We start from the raw sequence: 21066 nt of genomic DNA on the forward strand, positions 1-21066 counted from the left end.
CCCGGAACCCGAACCGTCTCGCGAACCGCGCCCGTCCCGCGGTTTCGGCCCGTCCCGCACTACCGGCCCGGCTCCGACCTTCGCCGCCTCACCCGGCCGCCCGGACCCCGCAGGCCCGGCAAGCGGGTCCGCGTCGGACCCGCTTGCCGAACCCTGCCCGGCGGTGCCCCGTCGTCTGCGGATCACGGGGCCGCGAAACCGTACTTCTTCAGGATCTCCTGGGCCTCCGGCGTCAGGAGCCACTGCGTGAACGCCGCGGCCGGGCCCTGCTGCCTGCTGTCCTTGATCACAGCGACAGGGTAGGCCGCGACCACGTTGGACTCGTCCGGGATGTCGACCGACGCGACCGCGTCGCCCGCGGACTTCACGTCCGTCGTGTAGACGATGCCGGCGTCGGCCTCGCCCATCCGCACCCGGGTCAGCACCGCCTTGACGTCCGTCTCCTCGGACTTCGGCTTGACCGTGACACCCGCCTTGCCCAGCGACTCGCGCGCATAGCGGCCGACCGGCACGGTCGGGCCCGCCAGGACGACCGTCAGGTCGGTCCGCGCGAGGTCGGCGAGCGTCTTGATGTTCTTCGGGTTGCCCGGCGCGACCACGATCGTCAGCTTGTTCTTCGCGAACAGCGTCGGGCTGTTCACCTCGCCGGCGAGCCCGTCCATCGTCTTCGTGTCCGCGGTCGCGACGACGTCCGCCGGCGCGCCCTGCTTCACCTGGGCCGCGAGCTCCTGCGATCCCGCGAACGAGAACCTGACGTCCTGGTCCTTGTTTTTCTTGGTGTACGCCTCTTTCGCCTCGTTGAACGCACCGGTCAAGGACGCGGCCGCGAGCACCGTGATGCTCGACGGCGGCTTCGCGGAACCGGGGCTGCCGGGCCCCTGCGGCCCGCCGGACGTACCGCCGCCCCCGTTGCCCTGGCCGGCCTTGTCGTCCTGATCGTCCTTGTCGTCGCTGCCGCAGCCCGCCAGCAGCAGCACGGTCGTGGCCGCGACGGCTATCGGTGCGGATGCGCGGCGAAGGGTTCTCACGTCGTCAACTCCACGGTCACGTTGGTCGATTTGACCGAGGCGACCGCCTCCACGCCGGGCGCGAGGCCCAGCTCTTCGACGGCTTCCCTGGTCAGCAGGGAGACCACCCGGTGCGGTCCCGCCTGGATCTCCACCTGCGCCGCGACGTCGCCGAGGATGACCTTGGTGACGATGCCGGGAAAGGAATTGCGGGCCGAAGAGGCACGCGGATGCTCGTTGGCACCCGGGGACGACTCCTCGGCGAGGGCGACCGCGAACGCGGCGAGCGCCGCGCCTTCGACGACCCGGTGGCCGTGCTCGTCGCGGGACGTCGACAGACGTCCCGAGTCGGCCCAGCGGCGGGCGGTGTCCGGGCTCACGCCGAGAAGCTGCGCGACCCGGCCCATGCGGTAGGTGGGCATGAGCGGGACACTACTCCATTCATGATTTGCATATGCAAGGCTTTGGATCTCACGACCTTGCATATGCGATAGGCGAGGGGTCGGTGCCGGAGCACCGGGCGTTATGGGGGACCATGGTGCCGTGGCAAAGAAGCGCGGGCTCGAGACCGTCCGGGACATGGTGTTCTCCCTTGGAGTCGTCGGCATCGTCGTGGTCGCCCTGTTGATTTTCGGACGGCACAGCGAGCGGGACCCGGTCCGGCCGATCGACTATTCGCTGAAGTTCCAGCAGGCCAGCCAGGTGGCCCCGTACCCGCTGCTCGCCCCGCAGGGGCTGCCCGACCAGTGGCGCGCGACGTCCGCCGACTACGACAGCCGCAACCCCACCCGCGTCACCTGGCACATCGGGTTCATCAACCCGAACGAGCAGTACGCCGCGGTAGAGCAGGTCAACGGCCCGTCGGGTCCGTTCGTCCAGGACAAGGGCAAGAAGGGCAAGCCGGTCGGCGTCCACGACGTCGCGGGCGTGCCGTGGAAGTCGTACGACGGCCCCAAGTACCGCTCCCTCGTCCACGAGCAGGGCGGCGTGACCACGATGGTCACCGGGACCGCGACCTTCGAGGACCTCGCGCAGCTCGCCGCCGCGCTGCGTCCGGCCACCGCGGGCGGGGCGCAGGCAGCCGTCGCGTCCTGAGGCACGGCTCCGCTCCGACTCGGCCCGCGCGTTCCGCTCGTGCTGCCCGTCTCGCTCAGCGTCCCCGCACAGCCCTTTCACGCCGCTCTCCGGCGCGGTGCGCTGACGGGCAGTCAGGGTTGGGTGGTCCGGCATCGAGAGTTCATCACGGTGTCGCCCGAATGTCTTGATCGCGATGTCAGCCTTCGCCGGTGGACGTCTCGTACTTCTGCGGAACACTCGCCGAGCTGAGCGCCGAGCGGCTCTACCGCCTGCTCGCGCTGCGCAGCCAGGTCTTCGTGGTCGCCCGGCAGCGTGCGCGCCACGAACCCGACGGGCTCGACATCGAGCCCGAGACCCTGCACGTGTGGGGCGAGCGCGACGGCGTACCGATCGCCACGCTCCGCCTGACCGAGGAGCCGGACGGCATCCTGCGCCTCGGCCGCCTGTGCACCGCGACCGCCGACCGCCGCAAGGGCTACGCCACCACCCTCGTCGAGCACGCCGTCGTCCTCGCCGAAGGCCGGCCGATCGTCGCCGACGTGTTCGTCCGGGTCGCGCCGTGGTTCCTGCAACGCGGCTTCACCGCCCTGGGCGGCCGCTCCGTCGTCGACGGCGAACCGCACATGCACCTGTGCTTCACCCCGGGCCAACAGGTGCCGGCCTACCCCGAGTCCCGCAATGCGACGACGCAGCAGGCCGCGGCGGCCGTACCGCAATCCGTGGACGCCGGCGGGCAGCCGTACGTCCCGGCCTGGGTCGCCCTGTGAGCCTCGCCCGGGTGCGGGCCCGAGGCTCAAGCCGCTGGCGGCCGGTGGACGCGCGCCCCGGCGAGGGATGGGAGGTGCTTCCGCGCCTGCGCTGGGTCGTCCTGGGCGGCGTGGCCGCACTCGTCATGCTGGTCGTGACGATCGTGGTCGCCCTGCACGGCTGACCCGGACCGGATCAACCACGCCGGACCGGGGCCGAGCCGACCGGGCCCGCGTCGAACCGGACACGCGTTGAACCGGACACGCCTGCCCGCTCAGTCCTCGGCCGCGTCCTCGGCCTGTGCCTTCATGACCGCGTCGAGGCGCGCCCGCGCGCCGTCGAGCCACTGCCGGCACACGTTCGCCAGCTTCTCGCCGCGCTCCCACAGCGCAAGCGACTCCTCCAGTGAGATGCCGCCGGTCTCCAGCCGCCGGACGACCTCGACCAGCTCGTCGCGGGCCTGCTCGTACCCGAGGGACTCCTCGCCGGAGTCGACCGCGGCGTCCACACTCTTCTTGGCCATGACGCCCAGCCTATGCGCCGCTACCGACGCGCCGGAGTGACGCCGATCAGCGCGCCGCCGTCCGCTCCGAACGGACGCAGGACGCGGACCGACACGCCGTACGCCCGCTCCGGCCCCGGGTCCCCGGTGCCCAGCACCGACCCGCCGAACGGGACCCCGTAGTGCTCCGGATCGGGCGACCCGTCCGGCTTCACGACCCGCGTCGAGTAGGGCTCGCGGGCCGGCACCACCGTGCCGCCGTCCCGGAAGCGGTCGACCGGACGTCCGTCCAAGTACTCCGCACCCGCTGCCCAACCCCGCGAGTCGCTGAACTCGGCCCGCCCGTCCAGAGCCGGGAAGTCCTGGCACCACTTGCCCTGCGTGTGGCATGCGGTGAACGGCTTGGTCGCCTCCGCCGAGAACGCCGCGTTGGACGACTGCGCGCGGTTCTCGATGTTCTTGAGCGGGTTGCGGGCGATCGAGTAGTTGGCGCCCGCCTCGCCGCTCCAGCGCAGCGGATCCACGTGCGCGTCCACCAGCAGCACCTGCCCCTTGGGCCCGTGGCTCGGCGGCGCGTCGAGATTGAACCGCACGCCGTTGTTCTGGTACTCGGCGTCCCGCAGCCACACCAGCAGCCCCGGCACGTTGTAGGGCACGCGCGCGATCCGCGTCCCCCCGGAGCCGCTTCCACTCGCGGCCCCGCTCTTGACCGTCGTGTACGCGTAGTTCAGCCCCTCGTCGAAGCCGACCGGCGCCCGCCACTCCAGCAGGTAGTACTGCTCGCGCTCCACCGATCCGGACGTGCGCGACCAACCCGCCCCACGCGTGATCGTCGACGTGCCGAGTACCGCGCGCCAACCCGCGTCGCCGTTCTCCACGTCGTCGGACCACACCGTCACGCCGTCCGCGATCAACGCGAAGTCGTCGGCGAACCAGCCGCGTTCGGTGAACGCGGCGTCCGTCATCGTGGACAGCCGCACCTGGACGGTCTGCCCCGAGTACGCCGTCAGGTCCACACGGTCGTGCCGCCAGCCGCCGCTACTGCCGGTCAGACCGCTCGTCTTGCGGAACTCCGCGAGGTTGCGGTTGGGGTCGGGGTAGTCGGGCGGCGTCGAGACCAGGTTCCCGGACTCGTCGTGCACCGCGAGCTGCGTCCACGTCGTGCCGCCGTCCGTCGAGGCCTCGACGAAGCCGTAGTCCCAGTCCTCTTCGATGACGTAGTCGTTCCACATCCACAGCGCCGCGTCGCGGGCACCGGCCGGGACGGACAGCTCGTGCACGATGGACGTGTCCGCCCACTCCTGGTCGCGTCCGGAGTACCACATGTTCCCGCCGGAGTGCGGTGTCCCGATGCGGACCGTCTCCGGCGGCAGGTCGACGCGTACCGAATCGGGCATGCCCCGACGGGGTTTCGCCGCGGCGCCGACGGCCAGGACCTGCTTCGCGTCGCCGACCCGCACGACCTTGGGGTCGGTCCACCCCAGCACGTACTTCGACCACGCGCCCATGTGGGCGGGCATCGCCTGGAACAGGGGACCGGAGTGCGAACCGGACGACATCAGGTCCCAGAAGTCGACGTCGGTGTCGCCGCCGCTGAAGTTGTCGTACAGGTCGGGGAGTCCGAGGTCGTGGCCGAACTCGTGGGCGAAGACGCCGACTCCGGAGTCCTCCGGCTGCACGATGTAGTTCGCCACCCGCAGGTCCGTGCCCGGCACCGGGTGTCCGCGCAGCACGTTGCTCGCGTGCGCCCAGATCGCGTACGTCCCCTCCGCACCGCCGCCCGCCGACTTGTCGCGGCCCGCGTGCACCAGCACCAGATGGTCGACGACTCCGTCGGGCTCGCGCAGATTGCCGTCGTGATCGGCGTCGCCGAGGTCCTCGCGGTCGTAGTCGGACCATGGGAAGTCGGGCCGCGCCGCCGCCAGGGCGTCGACCGCGTCTACAACGAACTGGCGTACGCCGCGCCGGTTGTCGGGGTGGCCGGTGTTGTCCTGCATGATCGCGCCGCACTTGCCGGCGCCGTACCAGGCCTCGGAGTGCGGCACGGTCACCCACCCAGCGGCCTCACCGCCCACGCTGTAGGCGCCCTGGGACATCTCGCGGTACATGTTGCGCATCGTCAGGCCGGTCAGGTCGACGCCGGGGCGGCCGTCCGGGCCGGTCAGATCGGGGCGTACGCGCTCGGTGAGGCCGCGCTCGGAGTACAGCATCGCGTTGTAGTGCGCGGGCGAGAAGTCCGGCACCCACAGGGTGTTGTTGTCGTCCGTGCCCGCCGGGTCGGGCAGCAGGTTGTGCTTCGGACCGTTCATGACGGTGCCGGGCGGTTCGGTGACGCAGGTGGGATCCGCCACGCTCTTGGGCCTGGCGAAGCCGGAGAAGTCGTCGTTCGCCTGGTCGTTGAACTCGACCAGGATGGTGAGCAACTGCGCCTCGTTGGTGGACGGTCGGCCCGCGCGCCGGTCGCGCTCCTCGCGCAGCGCGCGCGGACTGCGGCCGGCCGCGGACGCCTCGGCCTCCGCGGCGGCGAGCGCGCGGGCGGCGACCGGGTTGCCGTCGGCGAACTTCCGGTCCACGTCGTGTGTGTGGCGGAGATGCGTGTTGTCGGGGTGTGTGTCGTCGGGGCGCGTGTCGCGCGGCGTGGGACCGGCCTGCCCGCCGACCTGCCCACCGGCCTGCCCGCCGACCTGCCCGCCGGGCTGCGCGGCCGGGGTGTTCGCTGCGTCGGGGAGCGAGTCGGGCGGCAGATCGTCGCGCGCGGCAACGTAGTTGATGTAGTCGTCCGCGGCCGAGGGCTGCCAGACGGCCTGGCTCGCGGATGCCGCCGCCCGGGTGCTGTGCGGCGCGGGGGCCGCGGCGGCGACGGTGGCCACCGCGATCAGCGGCAGCGCGGCGCGTACGACGGCTCTGCGGACGGTGAACAGCCCGGCACGGCGCATGGCAGCCCCTACGGATCGGAGTCCAGAGCCCGAACGTAAGCGCGCCTCGGGGCCGAAAGGGGCACCGCGCCGAGAGCCCGTCCGTGATCCACCCGAACGGACGACAACTAGTCGGACAAATGGTTGGACGCGGGGTCGGACGACCACCCCGGCAGGGCCGGGGGGTCGATGCGATTATCCGGCAACTCCCGTTGTGACGAAGGGAAATGGCAGGGATTCGTCCGTTCGGGTGGGTGTCCTGTTCGGCGCTACCCAACGCCGTCGCCGGTGCCGCATGCTCGGCGTCAAGCCGGTGTTCGACCCGGCGTCCACGACGAGGCGCTCTGGAGGCAGGCTTGCCGGACATCCCGGAAGACCGTTCGTACACGAAGGACCACGAGTGGGCGCAGCAGGCCCAGGCGGGGCGCTGGCGCATCGGCCTCACCGACTTCGCGCAGCGCCAGCTCGGCGACGTCGTCTACGTGGAACTCCCGGCAACGGGAGTCAAGTTGGACGCGAACGAGCCGCTGGGCAGCGTCGAGTCCGTCAAGGCGGTCTCGGAGATCTACATGCCGCTGGGCGGCACCGTCACGGCCGTGAACGACACGCTCGCCGACAGCCCGGAGCAGGTCAACGAGGACCCGTACGGCGACGGCTGGCTCATCGAGTGCACGCCCTCCGGTGCCGTGAACGAGGACGGACTCCTGACCGCCGCCGAGTACGCCGAGTACGTCCGCCGGGAGTCCGAGGAGTAGCCGCCCGGCCAAGACGGGGCGGCGGACCTCGGCCCAGGAGTGGGGCCCGGCCCAGGAGTGGCTGCCGGGGCCTCACTCCCCGGCGACCACCACGCTCAGGCGGCCCGACGCGAGCCGGGCGGTCAGCTTCTCGCCCGGCTCGACCTCGTCCGGGCTGCGGACCGCCTGGCCGTTCTCCTTCTGCAGTACGGCGTACCCGCGCTCCAGCGTCGCCGCCGGGGACAGCGCGACGACGCGCGCCCGGGTGTGCTCCAGGTCCGTCGCCGCGTGGTCCAGCCGGTGCCGCAGCGTCCGCCGCGAGCGGTCGACCAGGGCCTCGACCTCCTCCTCGCGCACCTCGACCATGCCGTACGGATGCGCGAGCACCGGGCGGCTGCGCACCGACGCAAGCCCGTGCTCCTCGCGCTCGACGCGCATCGCGATGGTGTGGCGCGCACGGTCGCGGAGCTGGTGCACGCGCGCCATCTCCTCGCCGACGTCCGGGACGACCTTCTTCGCGGCGTCGGTCGGGGTCGACGCGCGCAGGTCGGCGACCAGGTCGAGCAGCGGGGTGTCGGGCTCGTGGCCGATCGCGCTGACGACGGGGGTGGCGCAGCGGAAGACCGTACGCACCAACTGCTCGTCGGAGAAGGGCAGCAGGTCCTCGACACTGCCGCCACCGCGGGCCACGACGATGACGTCGACGGACGGATCGGCGTCCAGTTCCTCGACCGCGGTGACGACCTGCGACACGGCGTGCGCCCCCTGGACCGCGACGTTGCGCACCACGAAGCGGACGGCCGGCCACCGCCGCCGCGCGTTCTCCAGCACGTCGCGCTCGGCCGCGCTCGCCCGGCCGCAGACCAGCCCGACGCGGTGCGGCAGGAACGGCAGGGGCTTCTTGTGCCGCGGGTCGAACAGGCCTTCGGTGGTGAGCGTCCGCTTCAGCTGTTCGATGCGGGCCAGCAGCTCGCCGATGCCGACCGGCCGGATCTCCGTCGCGCGCAGGGAGAGCGTGCCGCGCCCCTTGTACCACTCGGGCTTCGCGTACACGACCACGCGCGCGCCCTCCGAGACCACCTCGCTCACCGCGTCGAAAACGCGGCGGAAACAGGTCACCGAGATCGACACGTCGGCCGACGGGTCGCGGAGCGTGAGGAACACGACACCCGCTCCGGGACGGCGGCTCAGCTGGGTGATCTGGCCCTCGACCCAGACGGATCCGAGTCGGTCGATCCAACCCCCGATGAGGCGCGAGATCTCCGATACGGGGATAGGGGATTCCGCAGAGGTGGTCAGCGCCATGCGGCCACATTACGGGTCGGGACCGACACTTTGGGTGGACGGGGCCGCTCGGCCGCCGACCGGAGCGCAGGCACCCCCGTACCATGGACGGCATGACTGAGGTCGCTCCGCAAACCCGCCGCGTCCTGCTCGCCGCCCCCCGTGGGTACTGCGCGGGCGTGGACCGGGCCATCGTCACCGTCGAGAAGGCCCTGGAGCTCTACGGGCCGCCGGTCTATGTCCGCCACGAGATCGTGCACAACAAGTACGTCGTCGAGACGCTCCGCAAGCGCGGTGCGATCTTCGTCGACGAGGCGTACGAGGTGCCCGAGGACGCCACGGTGATCTTCTCGGCGCACGGAGTGGCCCCGGTCGTGCACGAGCAGGCCGCCGAGCGCCGCCTCAAGACCATCGACGCGACCTGCCCGCTGGTCACCAAGGTCCACAAGGAAGCCGTGCGCTACGCCGAGGACGGCTACAACATCCTCCTCATCGGCCACGAGGGCCACGAAGAGGTCGTCGGCACGATGGGCGAGGCACCCGAGAGCATCACGCTCGTCGACGGCCCGAAGGACGTCGCGAACATCGAGGTGAGCGACCCGTCCAAGGTGGTGTGGCTGTCGCAGACCACGCTGTCGGTCGACGAGGCCATGGCCACGGTCGGCGCGCTGAAGGAGAAGTTCCCGCTGCTGGAGAGCCCGCCCAGCGACGACATCTGCTATGCGACGCAGAACCGCCAGATCGCGGTCAAGCAGATCGCCGCGGAGGCGGACCTGATCATCGTGGTCGGCTCGAAGAACTCTTCGAACTCGGTGCGGCTGGTCGAGGTCGCGCTGGAGGCCGGTGCGGGCGCGTCGTACCTGGTCGACGGGGCCGACGAGATCGACGCGGCGTGGCTGGACGGGGTCGGCACGATCGGCGTGACGAGCGGGGCCTCGGTGCCCGAGGTGCTGGTCGACGGTGTTCTGGAGTGGCTGGCCGGGCAGGGCTTCGACGACGTGCGCGTGCACACCGCGATGGAGGAGCGCCTGGCGTTCTCGCTGCCGCAGGAGCTCCGCCGCGACCTGAAGGCGGCCGGGCAGCAGGCCTGACCGTTTCTGGCTCCCTTGGCCTGGCTCCCTTGGCCTGGCCCCTGGGGCGTGAACCCGGATCTTGAGTCCTCGCCCCGAGAGTTGGGGGAGGACGGACCGCCAACTGCACAAAGATTCCGCGGACTTCACAGGCCCGCGTGAACGCAGGCGCCGACGAACCCGGCGTCGGCGGTCACGCGGGCCTTTTGTTCATGACCACCGCCGCTTCCGGTACGCGGTGTTGCCGCGCCCGCGAAGCCCGCTACGGCCTTCTCGGTCCTCCCGGCGCTTGCGGACCGCCGCCGGCGGACCGCCGTCGCGTCGCCTCGCGGTCCGCCCGGAAGCGGACGAGGGCGATCGCCGCGGCCAGGGCCGTCCCGCTCCACAACACGCCGGCCTTGAAGGTCAGCGCCGTGAACATGTCCAGCATGGTCCGGACCACGAAGCCCTCGCCGTTGTCGCTCGGGAAGAAAAGACTGAGCGCCAGTATGGTCAGCGCGAACGCGAGCGGCGGCGCGATCACCGCCGCCGCCAGGTCGCGCATCCGCGTCTTGGCCGCGACCACCGCGCAAGTCGCGAGGAAGACCACGGCGAACGGCGCACCCAGGGTGCCGGTGAGCATGCGGTCGAGCACGCCGCCGACCAGGGTGACCCCGGACGCCACGACCAGCGCACCTGGCGCGGTCAGCCCCGTGGCGGCGGCCGGGCGACGGCGTTGCGCGGGGCGGCCGTTGCCCGGGCCCGGCCTGCCACCGGGGCCGCCGGGGCTCTGACGTACGCGCCCCCGACCGCTGGTCACCGACGGAGCGGCGGGCGGGGACGCGGGGGGCTCGGACGCCGCCGGTCCACCCCACCCGGGCTCCGCCGGCCGCGACTGCGGCTGCGCCGAACGCGCTGTCTGGCCCGCATGCGGGGGCTGAGGAGGTTGCGACGGTTGAGGCGGCCGGCCCGCGCCGGCTCCCGGCGCATCGGCTCGGTCGGGGTGTCCGGGCGGTCCTTGGCCGGCTGCCCCTGGCCCGGGAGTGCCGGGTTCGGGTGACTCCCCGCTTGACGGTCGTCGTCGGCGCACCGGCTCACCCCGCCCAGGCGCGGGTACGGGACGCCGCCCCTGCGGGGGACGCCCGGCCGCCGATGGGCGGGGTGCTCGGCTGCGCTGTTCCACAAAGCCACGGTATGTGGTGAACCACGGACAAAGGGGTGAAGAACACGCGCATCCTCAGCTGATCCGAACGGAGCCACCCGGGTGGCCGGTGTGGCCGGGCCCCTCGTCGCCAGGGCCGTCGGCGGACTCGCCGGGGAGCCGCGGCAGGGTCGGCGACGAGGGTGACGAACGTGCCGACGCCTTCGATGACAACTGCGCCGACGATTGCGCCGACGACTGCGCCGACGACTGTGGGACCGACTGCCCGGAAGACAGCGGGGACCACGCATACGCCCTGCCGTCGAACGGCGGCAGCGAACGCAGCCGGTTCCCCTCCGCCGCGGAGGCGACCAGCTCCGGAGCGGACAACGCCCGCCCCGTCTGCTCGACCCGCGACGGTACCGCGAGGTCGTCCTCGACCATGCGCAGGTCGCGCATCCGCCGCGCGCCGACGAGCACACGCGCCTCCCGCGAACCCGCCGTGCGGTTGTCCGCACCGACCGCGCCGGTCAGCGACCGTCCGCCGTCGGTGCCGACCGAAGCCGGCTCGCGGATCGGATCCCCCGCGATGCGGAACCGGTGGTCGGCAAGCTCCAGGAACGGCGCGCTGCCGCGCGCGAGTGCGTCGGCGGACAGCACCCGGAAGCGCTCGCTCATCTGCCCTGCCCCTGCGCACGCCCCGCGGGCGTGACCGCGTCCGGCGCGGCGTTGTGTTCCGCCTCCAGGCACGCGATCCGCGCACTCGACTGCGCCCGCGCCCCCGGTACGCCCGGCGCGTCGCCCAGCGCGAGCCCGCTGAGCAGCAGCAACACAGCTGTGACGTCCATATGTTCATCCTTACGGCTCAGCGCCGCCCCCACCCCCACGGCACGCCGATGCCCTCCTCGCGTGACCTACGCCGCCCAGCCGTACGTGCCCGGTGGGGGCGGTGTACGGCGCCGATAGAATGGCACCGGCGTACTCTGTTCCGGCGCGCCCGGGCGGGTCCCCGCGCCCACCCCACCAGCCACGCCCACCAGCCACCTCACCAAACACCAGGGAAGCCACGTTGTCGCTCACCATCGGAATCGTCGGTCTGCCCAACGTCGGCAAGTCCACCCTGTTCAACGCCCTCACCAAGAACAACGTGCTCGCGGCGAACTACCCGTTCGCGACGATCGAGCCCAACGTGGGCGTGGTGGGCGTTCCCGACGAGCGGCTGGGCAAGCTCGCCGAGATCTTCGCCTCGCAGAAGGTGCTCCCCGCCACCGTCGACTTCGTCGACATCGCGGGTATCGTGCGCGGCGCCTCGGAGGGTGAGGGTCTGGGCAACAAGTTCCTCGCCAACATCCGCGAGTCGGACGCGATCTGCCAGGTCATCCGGGTCTTCACCGACCCGGACGTGGTCCATGTCGACGGCAAGGTCTCGCCGAAGGACGACATGGAGACCATCAACACCGAGCTGATCCTCGCCGACCTCCAGACCATCGAGAAGGTGCTGCCGCGCCTGCAGAAGGAGTCGCGGCTCAAGAAAGAGTCGGCGGTCGCCGCGCAGGCGGTCGAAGAGGCCCAGAAGGTGCTGGAGAGCGGCCAGACCGTGTTCGCCGCCGGCCTCGACTCCGCCCCGCTGCGTGAACTGCACCTGCTGACCGCGAAGCCGTTCCTCTATGTCTTCAACGTCGACGAAGAGGAACTGGTCAACGAGGAGCTCAAGGCCGACCTGCGGGCGCTCGTCGCGCCCGCCGAGGCCATCTTCCTGGACGCCAAGATCGAGTCCGAGCTGATCGAACTCCCCGACGACGAGGCCCTCGAACTCCTGCAGAGCCTCGGCCAGGAGGAGTCCGGCCTGTCCCTCCTCGCCCGCGTCGGCTTCGCCACGCTCGGCCTGCAGACGTACCTCACGGCCGGCCCCAAGGAAGCCCGCGCCTGGACGATCAAGAAGGGCGCCACCGCCCCCGAGGCCGCCGGTGTCATCCACACCGACTTCCAGCGCGGGTTCATCAAGGCCGAGGTGATCGCCTTCGACGACCTCGTCGAGACCGGCTCCCGCACCGAGGCCCGCGCCAAGGGCAAGGCCCGCATGGAAGGCAAGGACTACGTCATGCAGGACGGCGACGTCGTCGAGTTCCGCTTCAACGTCTGAGCGGCCGGCACGTGGGAGCGGCCGAGCGTTCGACCCGGCGCGGGTTCTGATCCGGGCTCGTCGCGGCCTGACATTGCCGTGACAAGTACAGGACCGGAAGGACGTATTACCGTTTCGCGTCGGACCGATGGTGTTCGTCTCTTGGGAAAATCCGATCCTGCTAGCATCTCGCCGCATGGTGACGGAGAACCGGCCGAGCGGCTGGTATAAGGATCCCTCGGGGCAGCCGAACACGCTGCGTTGGTGGAACGGTTCGTCGTGGACCGACGACTTCCGCCTCCAGTCCGACTTCCTTGGGTCCTCGAACACGGGGGACGAGGCGCAGTCGAACGCCCAGAACTCCGCTGCACAGGCGCCGCCCGCCGGGCCGCAGCCGCCGTACACGGTGCACGACGAAGTGGCCGCGCAGCCGACCGTGGCCGCGTCGGCGTCGGTTCAGCCGCCCTGGCCCGGGGCCGACCGTCCCATCCCGCAGCCGATCGCATCCGTGCAGTTCGAGGCCGTCGAGCCGGACCGGCGCAAGCGGTTCGTCATCATGGCCGTCGTGGCGGCCGTCCTCGCGGTGGGCACCGGACTCGGCGGATACTTCCTGGGCCAGGGCGACGACGACAAGGCGACCACGACCGCCGGGCCGTCGCCGACCACGTCGGCCACCGTCGCCGCGCCCGCCGATGTCACCAGTCCCGACGGGTTCGCCGGCAGCGCGCTGGCCGGCGGCAAGCCGATCCCCGGGGCGCAGGCGATCACCGGGCCCAAGGAGATTGCGAAGTTCTCCGTTCCCGCCGGGTGGACACCGCAGGTCAACCCCAAGGCCACAAGCGAAGAGAGCCGCTTCGTTCTCGCGCCGTACGAGTGCACCGGGAGGGCCGCCAACACCTGCACCCGGGGTACTGTCGTGCATAATCTCCGCCTGTTGAGCGGCGGTTGGTCCGACCTCAAGTCGCTCACCCTGGGCATGGGCGGGGAACTGCTCGCCGTCCAAGGCGGTACCCCCGAGGTCGCGGCCAAGCCGCTGAAGCAGCAGGCGATCACGTTCCAGGGAAACGACGCGTACCTTGCGCTGTGGGACCTGCCGAACCTGGTCGGGAAGACCGCGCCGAGCAGTTACTGCGGCGTCCTCTCGGTGCGGATCGGCACCACGGAAGAGGTCGCGGTGTTCCAGATGTGCCTGGACCGTACCGCCGAGGCGCCCGCCGTCTCGCTCATGGACGAGATCGCCAACTCGATCCAGATGCAGAAGAAATAGGCCCCGCCGCGGCGGTGAACCGGACCGCCGCCGGCACTTGAACCGAAGCGCAAGTCGCAAGAGGAGGGACACGGTCCGTGTCTGGGACGGGGGACCGCCGTGGCCGCCGCAGGGCCCGTGAGGGCCGAGTTCGCCGCGCCAACAAGCGCGAGCGCAGGAACCGAATAGCGCACCGCGCGTATCTGGACTGCGCCACTGTCGCGGGCCCGCTGAACCCGGCTCCGGACGGCCCTTACACGGTCGCCTTCCGCGCGGTCGCCCGTCCGTGGACCAAGTTCACGCTGCACGTGCTTGTGCTCGTCAACGTCGTCGCGGGCCTTGCCTTCGTGGGCTGGCTGCTGCTGCCCGAGCACGTTCCCGGAGCCGGCATCACCTGGGTCCAGGGATGGAAGCTCACAGTGGCGCGCATCGCGTTCTGCGCGGTGATCATCGTGGAACTCACCCGGCTTGTCCAGACCGTCTCGGTGTGGATTTTCGCCTCCCGGGCGAAGGACCCGCTGCCGGTCGAGCCCGAGAGCGGGCTGCGCGTCGCCGTGCTCACGACCATCGTCCCGGCCAAGGAGCCGATCGAGATCGTGGAGCGCACGCTCGTCGCGATGAAGGAGATCGAGTACGACGGCCAGGTCGACGTCTGGATCCTCGACGAGGGCGACGACCCCGAGGTGAAGGCCATGGCCGCCCGCATCGGCGTGCACCACTTCAGCCGCAAGGGCAGGCCCGAATACAACCGCCTGGAAGGCGAGTTCCGCGCCAAGACCAAGTCGGGCAACCACAACTCCTGGCGCGCCGAGCACGAGCACAACTACGACGTCGTCGCGCAGATGGACCCCGACCATGTGCCGCTGACGTGCTTCCTGGAACGCACCCTCGGCTACTTCCGGGATCCCGACGTCGCGTTCGTCGTCGCACCGCAGGTGTACGGCAACATGTACGACAACTGGGTCGCCCACGGCGCGGGCGTCCAGCAGTTCATGTTCAGCGGCGTCGTGGAACGCGGCGGGAACGGCCTCGACGCCCCTCTGCTGATCGGCACCAACCACCTCTACCGGCCCACGGCCTGGCGGCAGATCGGTGGTTACCAGGACTCGATCATCGAGGACCACCTCACCAGCATGCGGGTCCAGGGCACCGACAACCCGGCGACCGGAAACCGCTGGAAGGGCGTCTACACGCCCGACGTGCTGGCGATCGGCGAGGGCCCGACGTCCTGGACGGACTACTTCAACCAGCAGAAGCGCTGGGCATACGGCATCTGGGAGATACTCCTGGACCGCAAGATGCGCTCCGGGATCCGCCTGAGCCTGCGGCAGCGCATCCTGTACGGCTTCGTGCAGTTCTACTACCCCAGCGTCGCGGTCACGAGCCTGCTCGGCATCGTGGCGACCGCCACCTACCTTCTGTGCGGCATCAGCGCGATGCGCGTCAACGGCGGCCACTGGCTGGCCCTGTGGGCCGCGAGCATGGGCAGTTGGTTCGTACTGTGGCTGTGGCTGAGGCGGTTCAACCTCGCGGCCCACGAGCGCCGCGAGGTCGGCGCGGCCGGCATAGCACTCACCTTGTTCGCCGGACCGGTGTACGTCTCCGCCGCGATCGCCGCCATCCTGCGCAGGCCCCTCGCGTACGCGGTCACCGCCAAGGGCGAGTTGCGCAGCGCCGAGTCCCTGAGCACGTTCCGCCTGCACCTGTTCTGGGCGGCGCTGGCGGGCGGCCTCATCGGGGCGAGCATCATGCTGTCCAACGACCAGACCGTCTTGCGGGTCTGGGCGGGGCTGGCGCTGTTCACCGGCCTCATGCCCCCGCTGATGTCCCTGTTCACCGGACGCCGCGCCGCCCGCGACGCGGTCAAGGCCGCGGCCTCGCGGGCCGAGCAACTCCAGGAGGCACGAGGGCGGGCGGCGGCCAAGCAGGCGAAGCAGGCCGAACGGGCCGAACGGGCTGAACAGGCCAAGAACGCCGCCGAGGCCGAGGAGGCCAAGTCGCCGCGCGGGGCGGGCGGGCAGGCCCACGTACCGATGCCGCGGGCCACCGACGACGGGACGGCCCATCCGGCCTCCGACCCGGCCGGGGAGCCGGCGTCCGGTAGGACGCGAGATGCTGCGCCCGGCCAGACGGCCGACCAACCCGGCGACGAGGTGTCCGACTTCGACGGCTTGTACTACGACGAAACGGTGGCCGGTGCGCACGGCCGCCGGGCGGTGGGGTGACGGTCGTGCGCATCACCGTCCCCCGCGTGCTGGGGGCCTTGGTCCTGGCCCTGATGATCACCTACACATTCGTGTGGGCGCCCAATCTCGTGGACTCCCAGGCGGCGCCGGAAGCGCCCGGCCTCGGGCCGATTCCCGAGCACCAGCCGGCCCCTTCCTGGGTCAAGGAGCGTGCCGCCGCGGCGCCGACCGAGGTCTTCCCCCCGGCGGGCAAGAAGTTCCTCGGCATCATGACCGCGCACGGCTCGTACGACCTCGCGCCGCTCGACGAGTTCTCGCGCGCCGTCGGGCGCGACCCCTCCGTGCTGCAGTTCTCCGTGGGATGGGCCGACTCCCCGTTCGACCGGCGGCTGTTCGACCAGGTGGCGAAGCGGGGGCTGATGCCGCTGATGGCCTGGGAGCCCTGGGACTTCCGCAAGGAGAGCCCGATCGAGGAGGAGCGCGGCAACCAGCCCGAGTACGCGCTGCGCCACATCATCGCGGGCCGGTTCGACGACTACATCACCAAGTGGGCCGAGGGCGTCAAGGAACTGGGCTACCCGGTCGCGATCCGCTTCGCCCACGAGATGAACGGCTTCTGGTACCCCTGGGCCGCCCAGGCCAACGGCAACACGACGGACCAGTACATCCAGGCGTGGCGCCACGTCCACGACATCTTCACGCGGGTCGGCGCGGACGACGTGACCTGGGTGTGGAGCCCGAACCGCGACTACGACGGCTCGACGCCGATGCAGTCGCTCTACCCGGGGGACGAGTACGTCGACTGGGTCGGGCTGTCCGGCTACTTCGGCACCAAGGGTGTCGAGGAGTACAAGTCCTTCAACGAGATCTTCCAGCCGACCGTCCGTGCGCTGCGCCGGTTCACCCAGCGGCCCGTCGTCATCACCGAGACCGGTGCGGTGGACTTCGACGGACGCAAGGCGGAGTGGATCTCCGAGATGTTCCGGCAACTGCCGGAGAATCCGGACCTCATCGGCGTCATCTGGTACGAGGCACGCAAGGAGCGCGAGGCGGACTGGCGGATCGCCGTGTCTCCGGCCGCGTCGGAGGCTTACCGTACCGGCATGGGGGATGCGCGGTACGACGTGAAGTGGACTTTCAAGGCGACTCCGCAGCACTCCGTGGAGCAGACCGCCGACCCGCCGAAGTCGCCCGCGCCGCCTTCGGCTCCGTCCACCACGACGAAGCCGCCGACGAGCACGGCCCCGGCCCGCCCGACGACGACGAAGCCGCCGACCAGGACCACCACGAGACCGGCGGGCTCCAGGACGCCGACGGCCACCCGGACCGCTCGGGGCGGGGCGGGCTGAGCCGTGCTGATGAGGGCGGGGGAGATCACGCGACTGCGTTCCACGGCCCGCAGCCACCCGGTGCTCACCGCGGCTGCGGCCCTGTTGGTGGTGGCCGCGTTGCTCGGCGCCTGGATGCTCATGCCGCCGCGCTTCATGGACGACTTGCAGCGGGCGGCCGCCGCGCAGGAGCGCCCGCCCGCGCCCATCGCGCAAGTGGTGCCGGGAACGGACGAGTTGTGCTCGGGTGAAGTGAACCGGCACCCGGCCCGCGAGGTCGCCGGCGGGCGCTACCAGGTGAACCCGAACGAGTGGAACGCGGTCGGCGGACTGTGCATCCGTTCGGACGGCGGCACGGACTTCCGGATCAGCCAGAGCGGGGTCAACGGGCGGACGGTGGTCGACCCGGACCGCGGCCCGGGGGCGTACGCGCACATCACCACCCCGCTGAACGGCGGCATTCTGCCCATCCGCGTCGACAACCTGCGGTACGCCGTGAGCAGTTGGACCACCGCGACGGTCGACTCGGGCACCTGGAACGCGGCGTACGACCTGTGGTTCAGTCCGGTCCACGGCGAGTGCTCGTTCACCGCCAGCGCCGAGCTGATGATCTGGATCGACAGCCGGGGCAAGGAGCCGTCGGGGGAGAAGGTCGACGACCCCGTGCGGATCGCGGGCGTTTCGTACACGGTGTACCAACTGCCCAAGAAGAGCAGTCACACGGTGATCGTGTACCAGTTGGACGACCCCACGCAGGCGGTCCGGGACCTCGACCTGCGGGCGTTCGCCCTCGACGCCGTCCAGCGCGGGTACGTCCCCAAGGACTCCGAACTGTGCTCCGTGCAGGCCGGTTTCGAGGTCTGGGACGGCGGCGTCGGGCTGCGCACCGAGTCCTTCTCGTTCGACGCCGCGGTCGGCCTGCCGCGCGGCGCCGTCACGTCGGGACTGCCCGGCATGTGCCTCGCGGCTCCGGTGGACGGCCGGACCCCGGTCGTCGCCACCTGCGACGCGTCACCCGCGCAGGAGTGGACGACCGACCGGAACACGCTGGTCCAGGACGGCAGATGCCTGGAGGCCGGACGCAACGGCGCGGTGTTCCTCGCGAAATGCACGGAGGCCACCACCCAGCAGTGGCAGGCGGGACCGGACGATTCGCTGGTGGGCGAGGCCTCGGGCAAGTGCCTCGCCGCCGGGGACCCGGCCCCGAACCGGTCGTCGGTGCCGCGCGTCCAGACGTGCGAACGCGGGGCGGCGCAGACGTGGTACCCGCCCCGCTGACCGGGCCCGGCCGCGCCGGCCGGCTCGGCCGCCCTGGCTGAAGAGTTCGAGCTGGAGAGCGGGGCGAGGTCGGTGACGTCGAGGACCTCGGCGTACCAGCGAGCGCCGGCGTCGCAATCGGTGACGGACAGTGTGACGTGCGAGAAGCCGATGTGTCCGGGCATGGGACCCCCGGGATCGAAACGCGGATACTCCGGCTCGGAGTATCTGGCGCCGGCAACATACTCCGGGCCGGAGTGTCTTGCCGGCGTCGCGGTCCGTCAGCGCCGTGTACGAGGAGCCCAAGCGCCTGGTCGCCGACGGGCTCGCGGACGCCCGTAAGGAGTATCACCGGCAAGCGCCCGCGGACCGTGTACGCCGTCACCGAGGCGGGCCGGACCGTCCTGCGCGCCTGGCTCGCGCACGAGCGCGAGACCCCGACCGCCGGGAAGGCGACCTGCTGCGCGTCGCGTTGCGCGATCAGGGCGAACTGGGCGACATGCGCTGGACCCTCGCCCGCATGCGCGCGGACGCCGCCGACTGGGTCGGGCAGAGCCGCGCGCGGGCGGACGAATACGCCGCGACGGGTGGTCCGCACCCCGAGCGCCTGCCCGTCATCACCCTGGTCACGCGGATGTTCACGGAGCAGGCGGAGGCGGCGTACCGCTGGGCGGTGTGGGCGTAAGGGGCAGTGGCCGAATGGGAAGGCGTGACGCCGGAGTCAGGCGTCCGCGTCCCGGCCGATGCCTTCACCCCGACGGCCGACGAGGCCGAGCCGGGCCGCCGAGGCAGGCGCCGCCGGGCCCGGCCGCACGCCGGGCCCCGCCCAGCCGGATCTGGTCGTGCCGGATCCCGCCGCGCCCGACCACGCCGGCTACGAGGCCAGCGGTCCGTACCCCGCGTAGTAGCTGCGCGCCGGGAGGACCGGGACCCACAGCGTGGTCTCGCCTTCGCGGGCGAACGTGAAGGTGACGCGCCGCGTGTCGCCCGAACGGACCAGGTCCGCCGCGTTCGGGACGACCGCCGTCGTGTTGCCCGGACCACCGAGTTGCAGCGTCTGCTTCGGCAGCACCCGCAGTTCGGGGTGGTTCGGGGCCGGGGTGATCTCGGCCGGGAGCGGGAGCTCGTTCACCGAGATCCGCTGGATCTGGTCGGGGGCTCCGCCGCCGTTGTAGATGGAGCCGGTCACCGCCAGCGGCCCGCCGCCGCCGAGCGGCCCGGTCAGCAGCACGACGTTCTGGATCAGCAGCGGCCCGAGCGAGGCGGCCGGGGTGTCGGGGCGGATCTCCAGCGTCTCGGCCTTTTTGCCCGCCCCGCAGCCCGCGAGGGCGAGGGGGACGGCGGCCAGGAGCACTGCGGCGAGGGCGCGGCGGAAGCGGTGGGGGTGCGGCACGGCGGCGTCTCTCCATCACTCTCGGAGCGAGTCGGATACCTGCGTCATGTCGCGATTATCCGAATTCTCCGAAAAGTATGTATGGCGGCGCCTGCCCCGGCCCGCCGACGCGCCGGAGCCCGCTGACACCCGGGCCCCACCCCCTGCCGACCGGCGCCCAGCCGCTACTTCGCGCCGTGCTGCCGGGCGATGGCGTCGATGTCGGCCGCCAACTCGACGTCCAAGGAGGTGACGCCGCCCGCATCGTGCGTGCTCAGCGCGATGTGCAGGGTGCGCCACCGGATGTCGATGTCGGGGTGGTGGTTCATGTCCTCGGCGGCGACCGCGATCACGTCCACGATCCGGATCGCGGTCGGGAAGTCCGGCGCGGTGAGCGTCCGGCGGATTTGCTTGAAGTCTCCCGTCCAGTTGTCCAGGCCCGAGAGGGCGGCGAGTACGGCGGCTTCGTCCAGGATTTGCGGCATGCTCCGGAGGCTGCTCCCCGCGTGCGCGCGCGTCAAGGGCCGACACGGGGGCGCGGCCGAGCGGTCCGCGTCTTCCCTCGTACGCCCGTACCACCCCTCGAACGCCGTAAAGTGGTCCGGCATGGACCGGTCGGAGGCGACACCGCAGCCCGAGGACGACCTCGTCATCGTCGTCGGGGCCGCGATCCTGCACGCCGGACGCGTCCTCGCCGCCCGGCGCTCCGCACCCCCGCACCTCGCGGGCGGCTGGGAGTTCCCCGGCGGCAAGCTGGAGCCGGGCGAGGCCGAGGCCGACGCGCTGGTCCGCGAATGCCACGAGGAACTGGGCGTCACGGTGCGCGCCGTGCGGCGCCTGCCCGGTGCCTGGCCCCTCAATCCCGGATACGTCCTGCACCTGTGGCAGGCCGACCTGCTGGACGGCGAACCCCGCCCGCTGGAGGACCACTCGGAGCTGCGCTGGCTCGCCCCCCACGAGTTGGGGGACGTGGCCTGGCTGCCGCAGGACCGGGACGCCGTCGCGGTCGTGGCGCGCCTGATGGCCGCCACACCGGCAGGCTGACCGGCTGTCGAACCGCACGACCGCACAACTTCAGAACTCCACAACTGCACATCTT

At 71.4% G+C, this 21066-nt stretch carries 21 protein-coding genes; 11 read left to right on the plus strand and 10 right to left on the minus strand.

Annotation, left to right across the window (positions count from 1 at the left end; genetic code table 11):
- Window positions 1–182 precede the first annotated feature (182 nt).
- Window positions 183–1028, minus strand: coding sequence for a molybdate ABC transporter substrate-binding protein (modA, locus tag AB0C36_RS14385; protein ID WP_358353565.1), 846 nt, complete (start codon window positions 1026–1028; stop codon window positions 183–185).
- Window positions 1025–1429 (minus strand): TOBE domain-containing protein, encoded by a 405-nt coding sequence (locus AB0C36_RS14390; protein ID WP_358353567.1) that lies wholly within the window; start codon window positions 1427–1429, stop codon window positions 1025–1027. The genes modA and AB0C36_RS14390 overlap by 4 nt, the downstream gene beginning before the upstream one ends.
- Window positions 1430–1550: 121 nt before the next feature.
- On the opposite strand from AB0C36_RS14390, the gene AB0C36_RS14395 reads away from it, so the two are divergent.
- Together AB0C36_RS14395 and AB0C36_RS14400 are read left to right on the plus strand one after the other, a co-directional pair.
- The gene (locus tag AB0C36_RS14395; protein ID WP_358353568.1) at window positions 1551–2102 is read left to right on the plus strand and encodes a DUF4245 domain-containing protein; all 552 of its coding nucleotides are present in this window, start codon (window positions 1551–1553) and stop codon (window positions 2100–2102) included.
- A gap of 191 nt (window positions 2103–2293) precedes the next feature.
- Complete coding sequence (locus tag AB0C36_RS14400; RefSeq protein WP_358353570.1) at window positions 2294–2851, plus strand: GNAT family N-acetyltransferase; 558 nt, start codon at window positions 2294–2296, stop codon at window positions 2849–2851.
- Between the two features lie 254 nt (window positions 2852–3105).
- On the opposite strand, the gene AB0C36_RS14405 is transcribed toward AB0C36_RS14400, so the two are convergent.
- Both AB0C36_RS14405 and AB0C36_RS14410 read right to left on the minus strand, forming a co-directional pair.
- Window positions 3106–3354, minus strand: coding sequence for an exodeoxyribonuclease VII small subunit (locus tag AB0C36_RS14405; protein ID WP_358353572.1), 249 nt, complete (start codon window positions 3352–3354; stop codon window positions 3106–3108).
- A gap of 20 nt (window positions 3355–3374) precedes the next feature.
- Complete coding sequence (locus AB0C36_RS14410) at window positions 3375–6269, minus strand: immune inhibitor A domain-containing protein (RefSeq protein WP_358353574.1); 2895 nt, start codon at window positions 6267–6269, stop codon at window positions 3375–3377.
- A 335-nt stretch (window positions 6270–6604) separates the two neighbouring features.
- On the opposite strand from AB0C36_RS14410, the gene gcvH reads away from it, so the two are divergent.
- A complete protein-coding gene (gene gcvH, locus AB0C36_RS14415; protein WP_358353576.1) occupies window positions 6605–7003 on the plus strand; it encodes a glycine cleavage system protein GcvH in 399 nt (132 codons plus the stop codon).
- A gap of 72 nt (window positions 7004–7075) precedes the next feature.
- On the opposite strand, the gene xseA is transcribed toward gcvH, so the two are convergent.
- Window positions 7076–8287 (minus strand): exodeoxyribonuclease VII large subunit, encoded by a 1212-nt coding sequence (gene xseA / locus AB0C36_RS14420; protein WP_358353578.1) that lies wholly within the window; start codon window positions 8285–8287, stop codon window positions 7076–7078.
- An 83-nt stretch (window positions 8288–8370) separates the two neighbouring features.
- Here xseA and AB0C36_RS14425 point away from each other — a divergent pair, with 83 nt between their 5' ends.
- Window positions 8371–9357, plus strand: coding sequence for a 4-hydroxy-3-methylbut-2-enyl diphosphate reductase (locus AB0C36_RS14425; RefSeq protein ID WP_435839043.1), 987 nt, complete (start codon window positions 8371–8373; stop codon window positions 9355–9357).
- A 241-nt stretch (window positions 9358–9598) separates the two neighbouring features.
- On the opposite strand, the gene AB0C36_RS14430 is transcribed toward AB0C36_RS14425, so the two are convergent.
- The 3 genes from AB0C36_RS14430 to AB0C36_RS14440 all read right to left on the minus strand — a co-directional run bounded on the left by AB0C36_RS14430 (window position 9599) and on the right by AB0C36_RS14440 (window position 11304).
- Window positions 9599–10135: a DUF6542 domain-containing protein gene (locus AB0C36_RS14430; protein WP_358353582.1), complete on the minus strand. Its 537-nt coding sequence runs from the start codon at window positions 10133–10135 to the stop codon at window positions 9599–9601.
- A gap of 417 nt (window positions 10136–10552) precedes the next feature.
- A complete protein-coding gene (locus AB0C36_RS14435) occupies window positions 10553–11134 on the minus strand; it encodes a hypothetical protein (protein ID WP_358353584.1) in 582 nt (193 codons plus the stop codon).
- Window positions 11131–11304: a hypothetical protein gene (locus tag AB0C36_RS14440; RefSeq protein WP_358353586.1), complete on the minus strand. Its 174-nt coding sequence runs from the start codon at window positions 11302–11304 to the stop codon at window positions 11131–11133. Before AB0C36_RS14440 ends, AB0C36_RS14435 begins: the two co-directional genes overlap by 4 nt.
- Before the next feature lie 221 nt (window positions 11305–11525).
- Here AB0C36_RS14440 and ychF point away from each other — a divergent pair, with 221 nt between their 5' ends.
- The 6 genes from ychF to AB0C36_RS14470 all read left to right on the plus strand — a co-directional run bounded on the left by ychF (window position 11526) and on the right by AB0C36_RS14470 (window position 19280).
- A complete protein-coding gene (gene ychF / locus AB0C36_RS14445; RefSeq protein ID WP_358353588.1) occupies window positions 11526–12599 on the plus strand; it encodes a redox-regulated ATPase YchF in 1074 nt (357 codons plus the stop codon).
- A 175-nt stretch (window positions 12600–12774) separates the two neighbouring features.
- Window positions 12775–13845, plus strand: coding sequence for a DUF2510 domain-containing protein (locus AB0C36_RS14450; RefSeq protein WP_358353590.1), 1071 nt, complete (start codon window positions 12775–12777; stop codon window positions 13843–13845).
- 77 nt (window positions 13846–13922) lie between these two features.
- Window positions 13923–16049, plus strand: a complete 2127-nt coding sequence (locus AB0C36_RS14455; protein WP_358353592.1) for a glycosyltransferase family 2 protein — start codon at window positions 13923–13925, stop codon at window positions 16047–16049.
- 5 nt (window positions 16050–16054) lie between these two features.
- A complete protein-coding gene (locus AB0C36_RS14460) occupies window positions 16055–17359 on the plus strand; it encodes a glycoside hydrolase family 26 protein (protein ID WP_358353594.1) in 1305 nt (434 codons plus the stop codon).
- 9 nt (window positions 17360–17368) lie between these two features.
- A complete protein-coding gene (locus AB0C36_RS14465; RefSeq protein ID WP_358353596.1) occupies window positions 17369–18616 on the plus strand; it encodes a GH12 family glycosyl hydrolase domain-containing protein in 1248 nt (415 codons plus the stop codon).
- Between the two features lie 268 nt (window positions 18617–18884).
- Window positions 18885–19280, plus strand: a complete 396-nt coding sequence (locus tag AB0C36_RS14470) for a hypothetical protein (protein WP_358353597.1) — start codon at window positions 18885–18887, stop codon at window positions 19278–19280.
- Between the two features lie 189 nt (window positions 19281–19469).
- Here AB0C36_RS14470 and AB0C36_RS14475 read toward each other — a convergent pair whose 3' ends face one another.
- Entirely contained in the window at window positions 19470–19988 is a 519-nt protein-coding gene (locus AB0C36_RS14475; RefSeq protein ID WP_358353598.1) for a hypothetical protein, read from the minus strand.
- Window positions 19989–20152: 164 nt separating this feature from the next.
- On the minus strand, window positions 20153–20452 hold the full coding sequence (locus AB0C36_RS14480; RefSeq protein WP_358353600.1) for a 4a-hydroxytetrahydrobiopterin dehydratase: 300 nt from the start codon (window positions 20450–20452) through the stop codon (window positions 20153–20155).
- A gap of 121 nt (window positions 20453–20573) precedes the next feature.
- Here AB0C36_RS14480 and AB0C36_RS14485 point away from each other — a divergent pair, with 121 nt between their 5' ends.
- Window positions 20574–21011, plus strand: a complete 438-nt coding sequence (locus AB0C36_RS14485) for a (deoxy)nucleoside triphosphate pyrophosphohydrolase (protein WP_358353621.1) — start codon at window positions 20574–20576, stop codon at window positions 21009–21011.
- Window positions 21012–21066: the final 55 nt, after the last annotated feature.

The sequence above is a fragment of the Streptodolium elevatio genome, from assembly GCF_040649515.1.
Classification (GTDB): domain Bacteria; phylum Actinomycetota; class Actinomycetes; order Streptomycetales; family Streptomycetaceae; genus Yinghuangia; species Yinghuangia elevatio.

Coding starts and splice junctions, on each gene's coding strand:
- AB0C36_RS14465 (WP_358353596.1), top strand. CDS start 17,369: ATGAGGGCGGGGGAGATCACGCGACTGCGTTCCACGGCCCGCAGCCAC.
- AB0C36_RS14405 (WP_358353572.1), bottom strand. CDS start 3,354: ATGGCCAAGAAGAGTGTGGACGCCGCGGTCGACTCCGGCGAGGAGTCC.
- AB0C36_RS14450 (WP_358353590.1), top strand. CDS start 12,775: ATGGTGACGGAGAACCGGCCGAGCGGCTGGTATAAGGATCCCTCGGGG.
- xseA (WP_358353578.1), bottom strand. CDS start 8,287: ATGGCGCTGACCACCTCTGCGGAATCCCCTATCCCCGTATCGGAGATC.
- AB0C36_RS14410 (WP_358353574.1), bottom strand. CDS start 6,269: ATGCGCCGTGCCGGGCTGTTCACCGTCCGCAGAGCCGTCGTACGCGCC.
- AB0C36_RS14425 (WP_435839043.1), top strand. CDS start 8,371: ATGGACGGCATGACTGAGGTCGCTCCGCAAACCCGCCGCGTCCTGCTC.
- AB0C36_RS14485 (WP_358353621.1), top strand. CDS start 20,574: ATGGACCGGTCGGAGGCGACACCGCAGCCCGAGGACGACCTCGTCATC.
- AB0C36_RS14440 (WP_358353586.1), bottom strand. CDS start 11,304: ATGGACGTCACAGCTGTGTTGCTGCTGCTCAGCGGGCTCGCGCTGGGC.
- AB0C36_RS14390 (WP_358353567.1), bottom strand. CDS start 1,429: ATGCCCACCTACCGCATGGGCCGGGTCGCGCAGCTTCTCGGCGTGAGC.
- AB0C36_RS14480 (WP_358353600.1), bottom strand. CDS start 20,452: ATGCCGCAAATCCTGGACGAAGCCGCCGTACTCGCCGCCCTCTCGGGC.
- AB0C36_RS14435 (WP_358353584.1), bottom strand. CDS start 11,134: ATGAGCGAGCGCTTCCGGGTGCTGTCCGCCGACGCACTCGCGCGCGGC.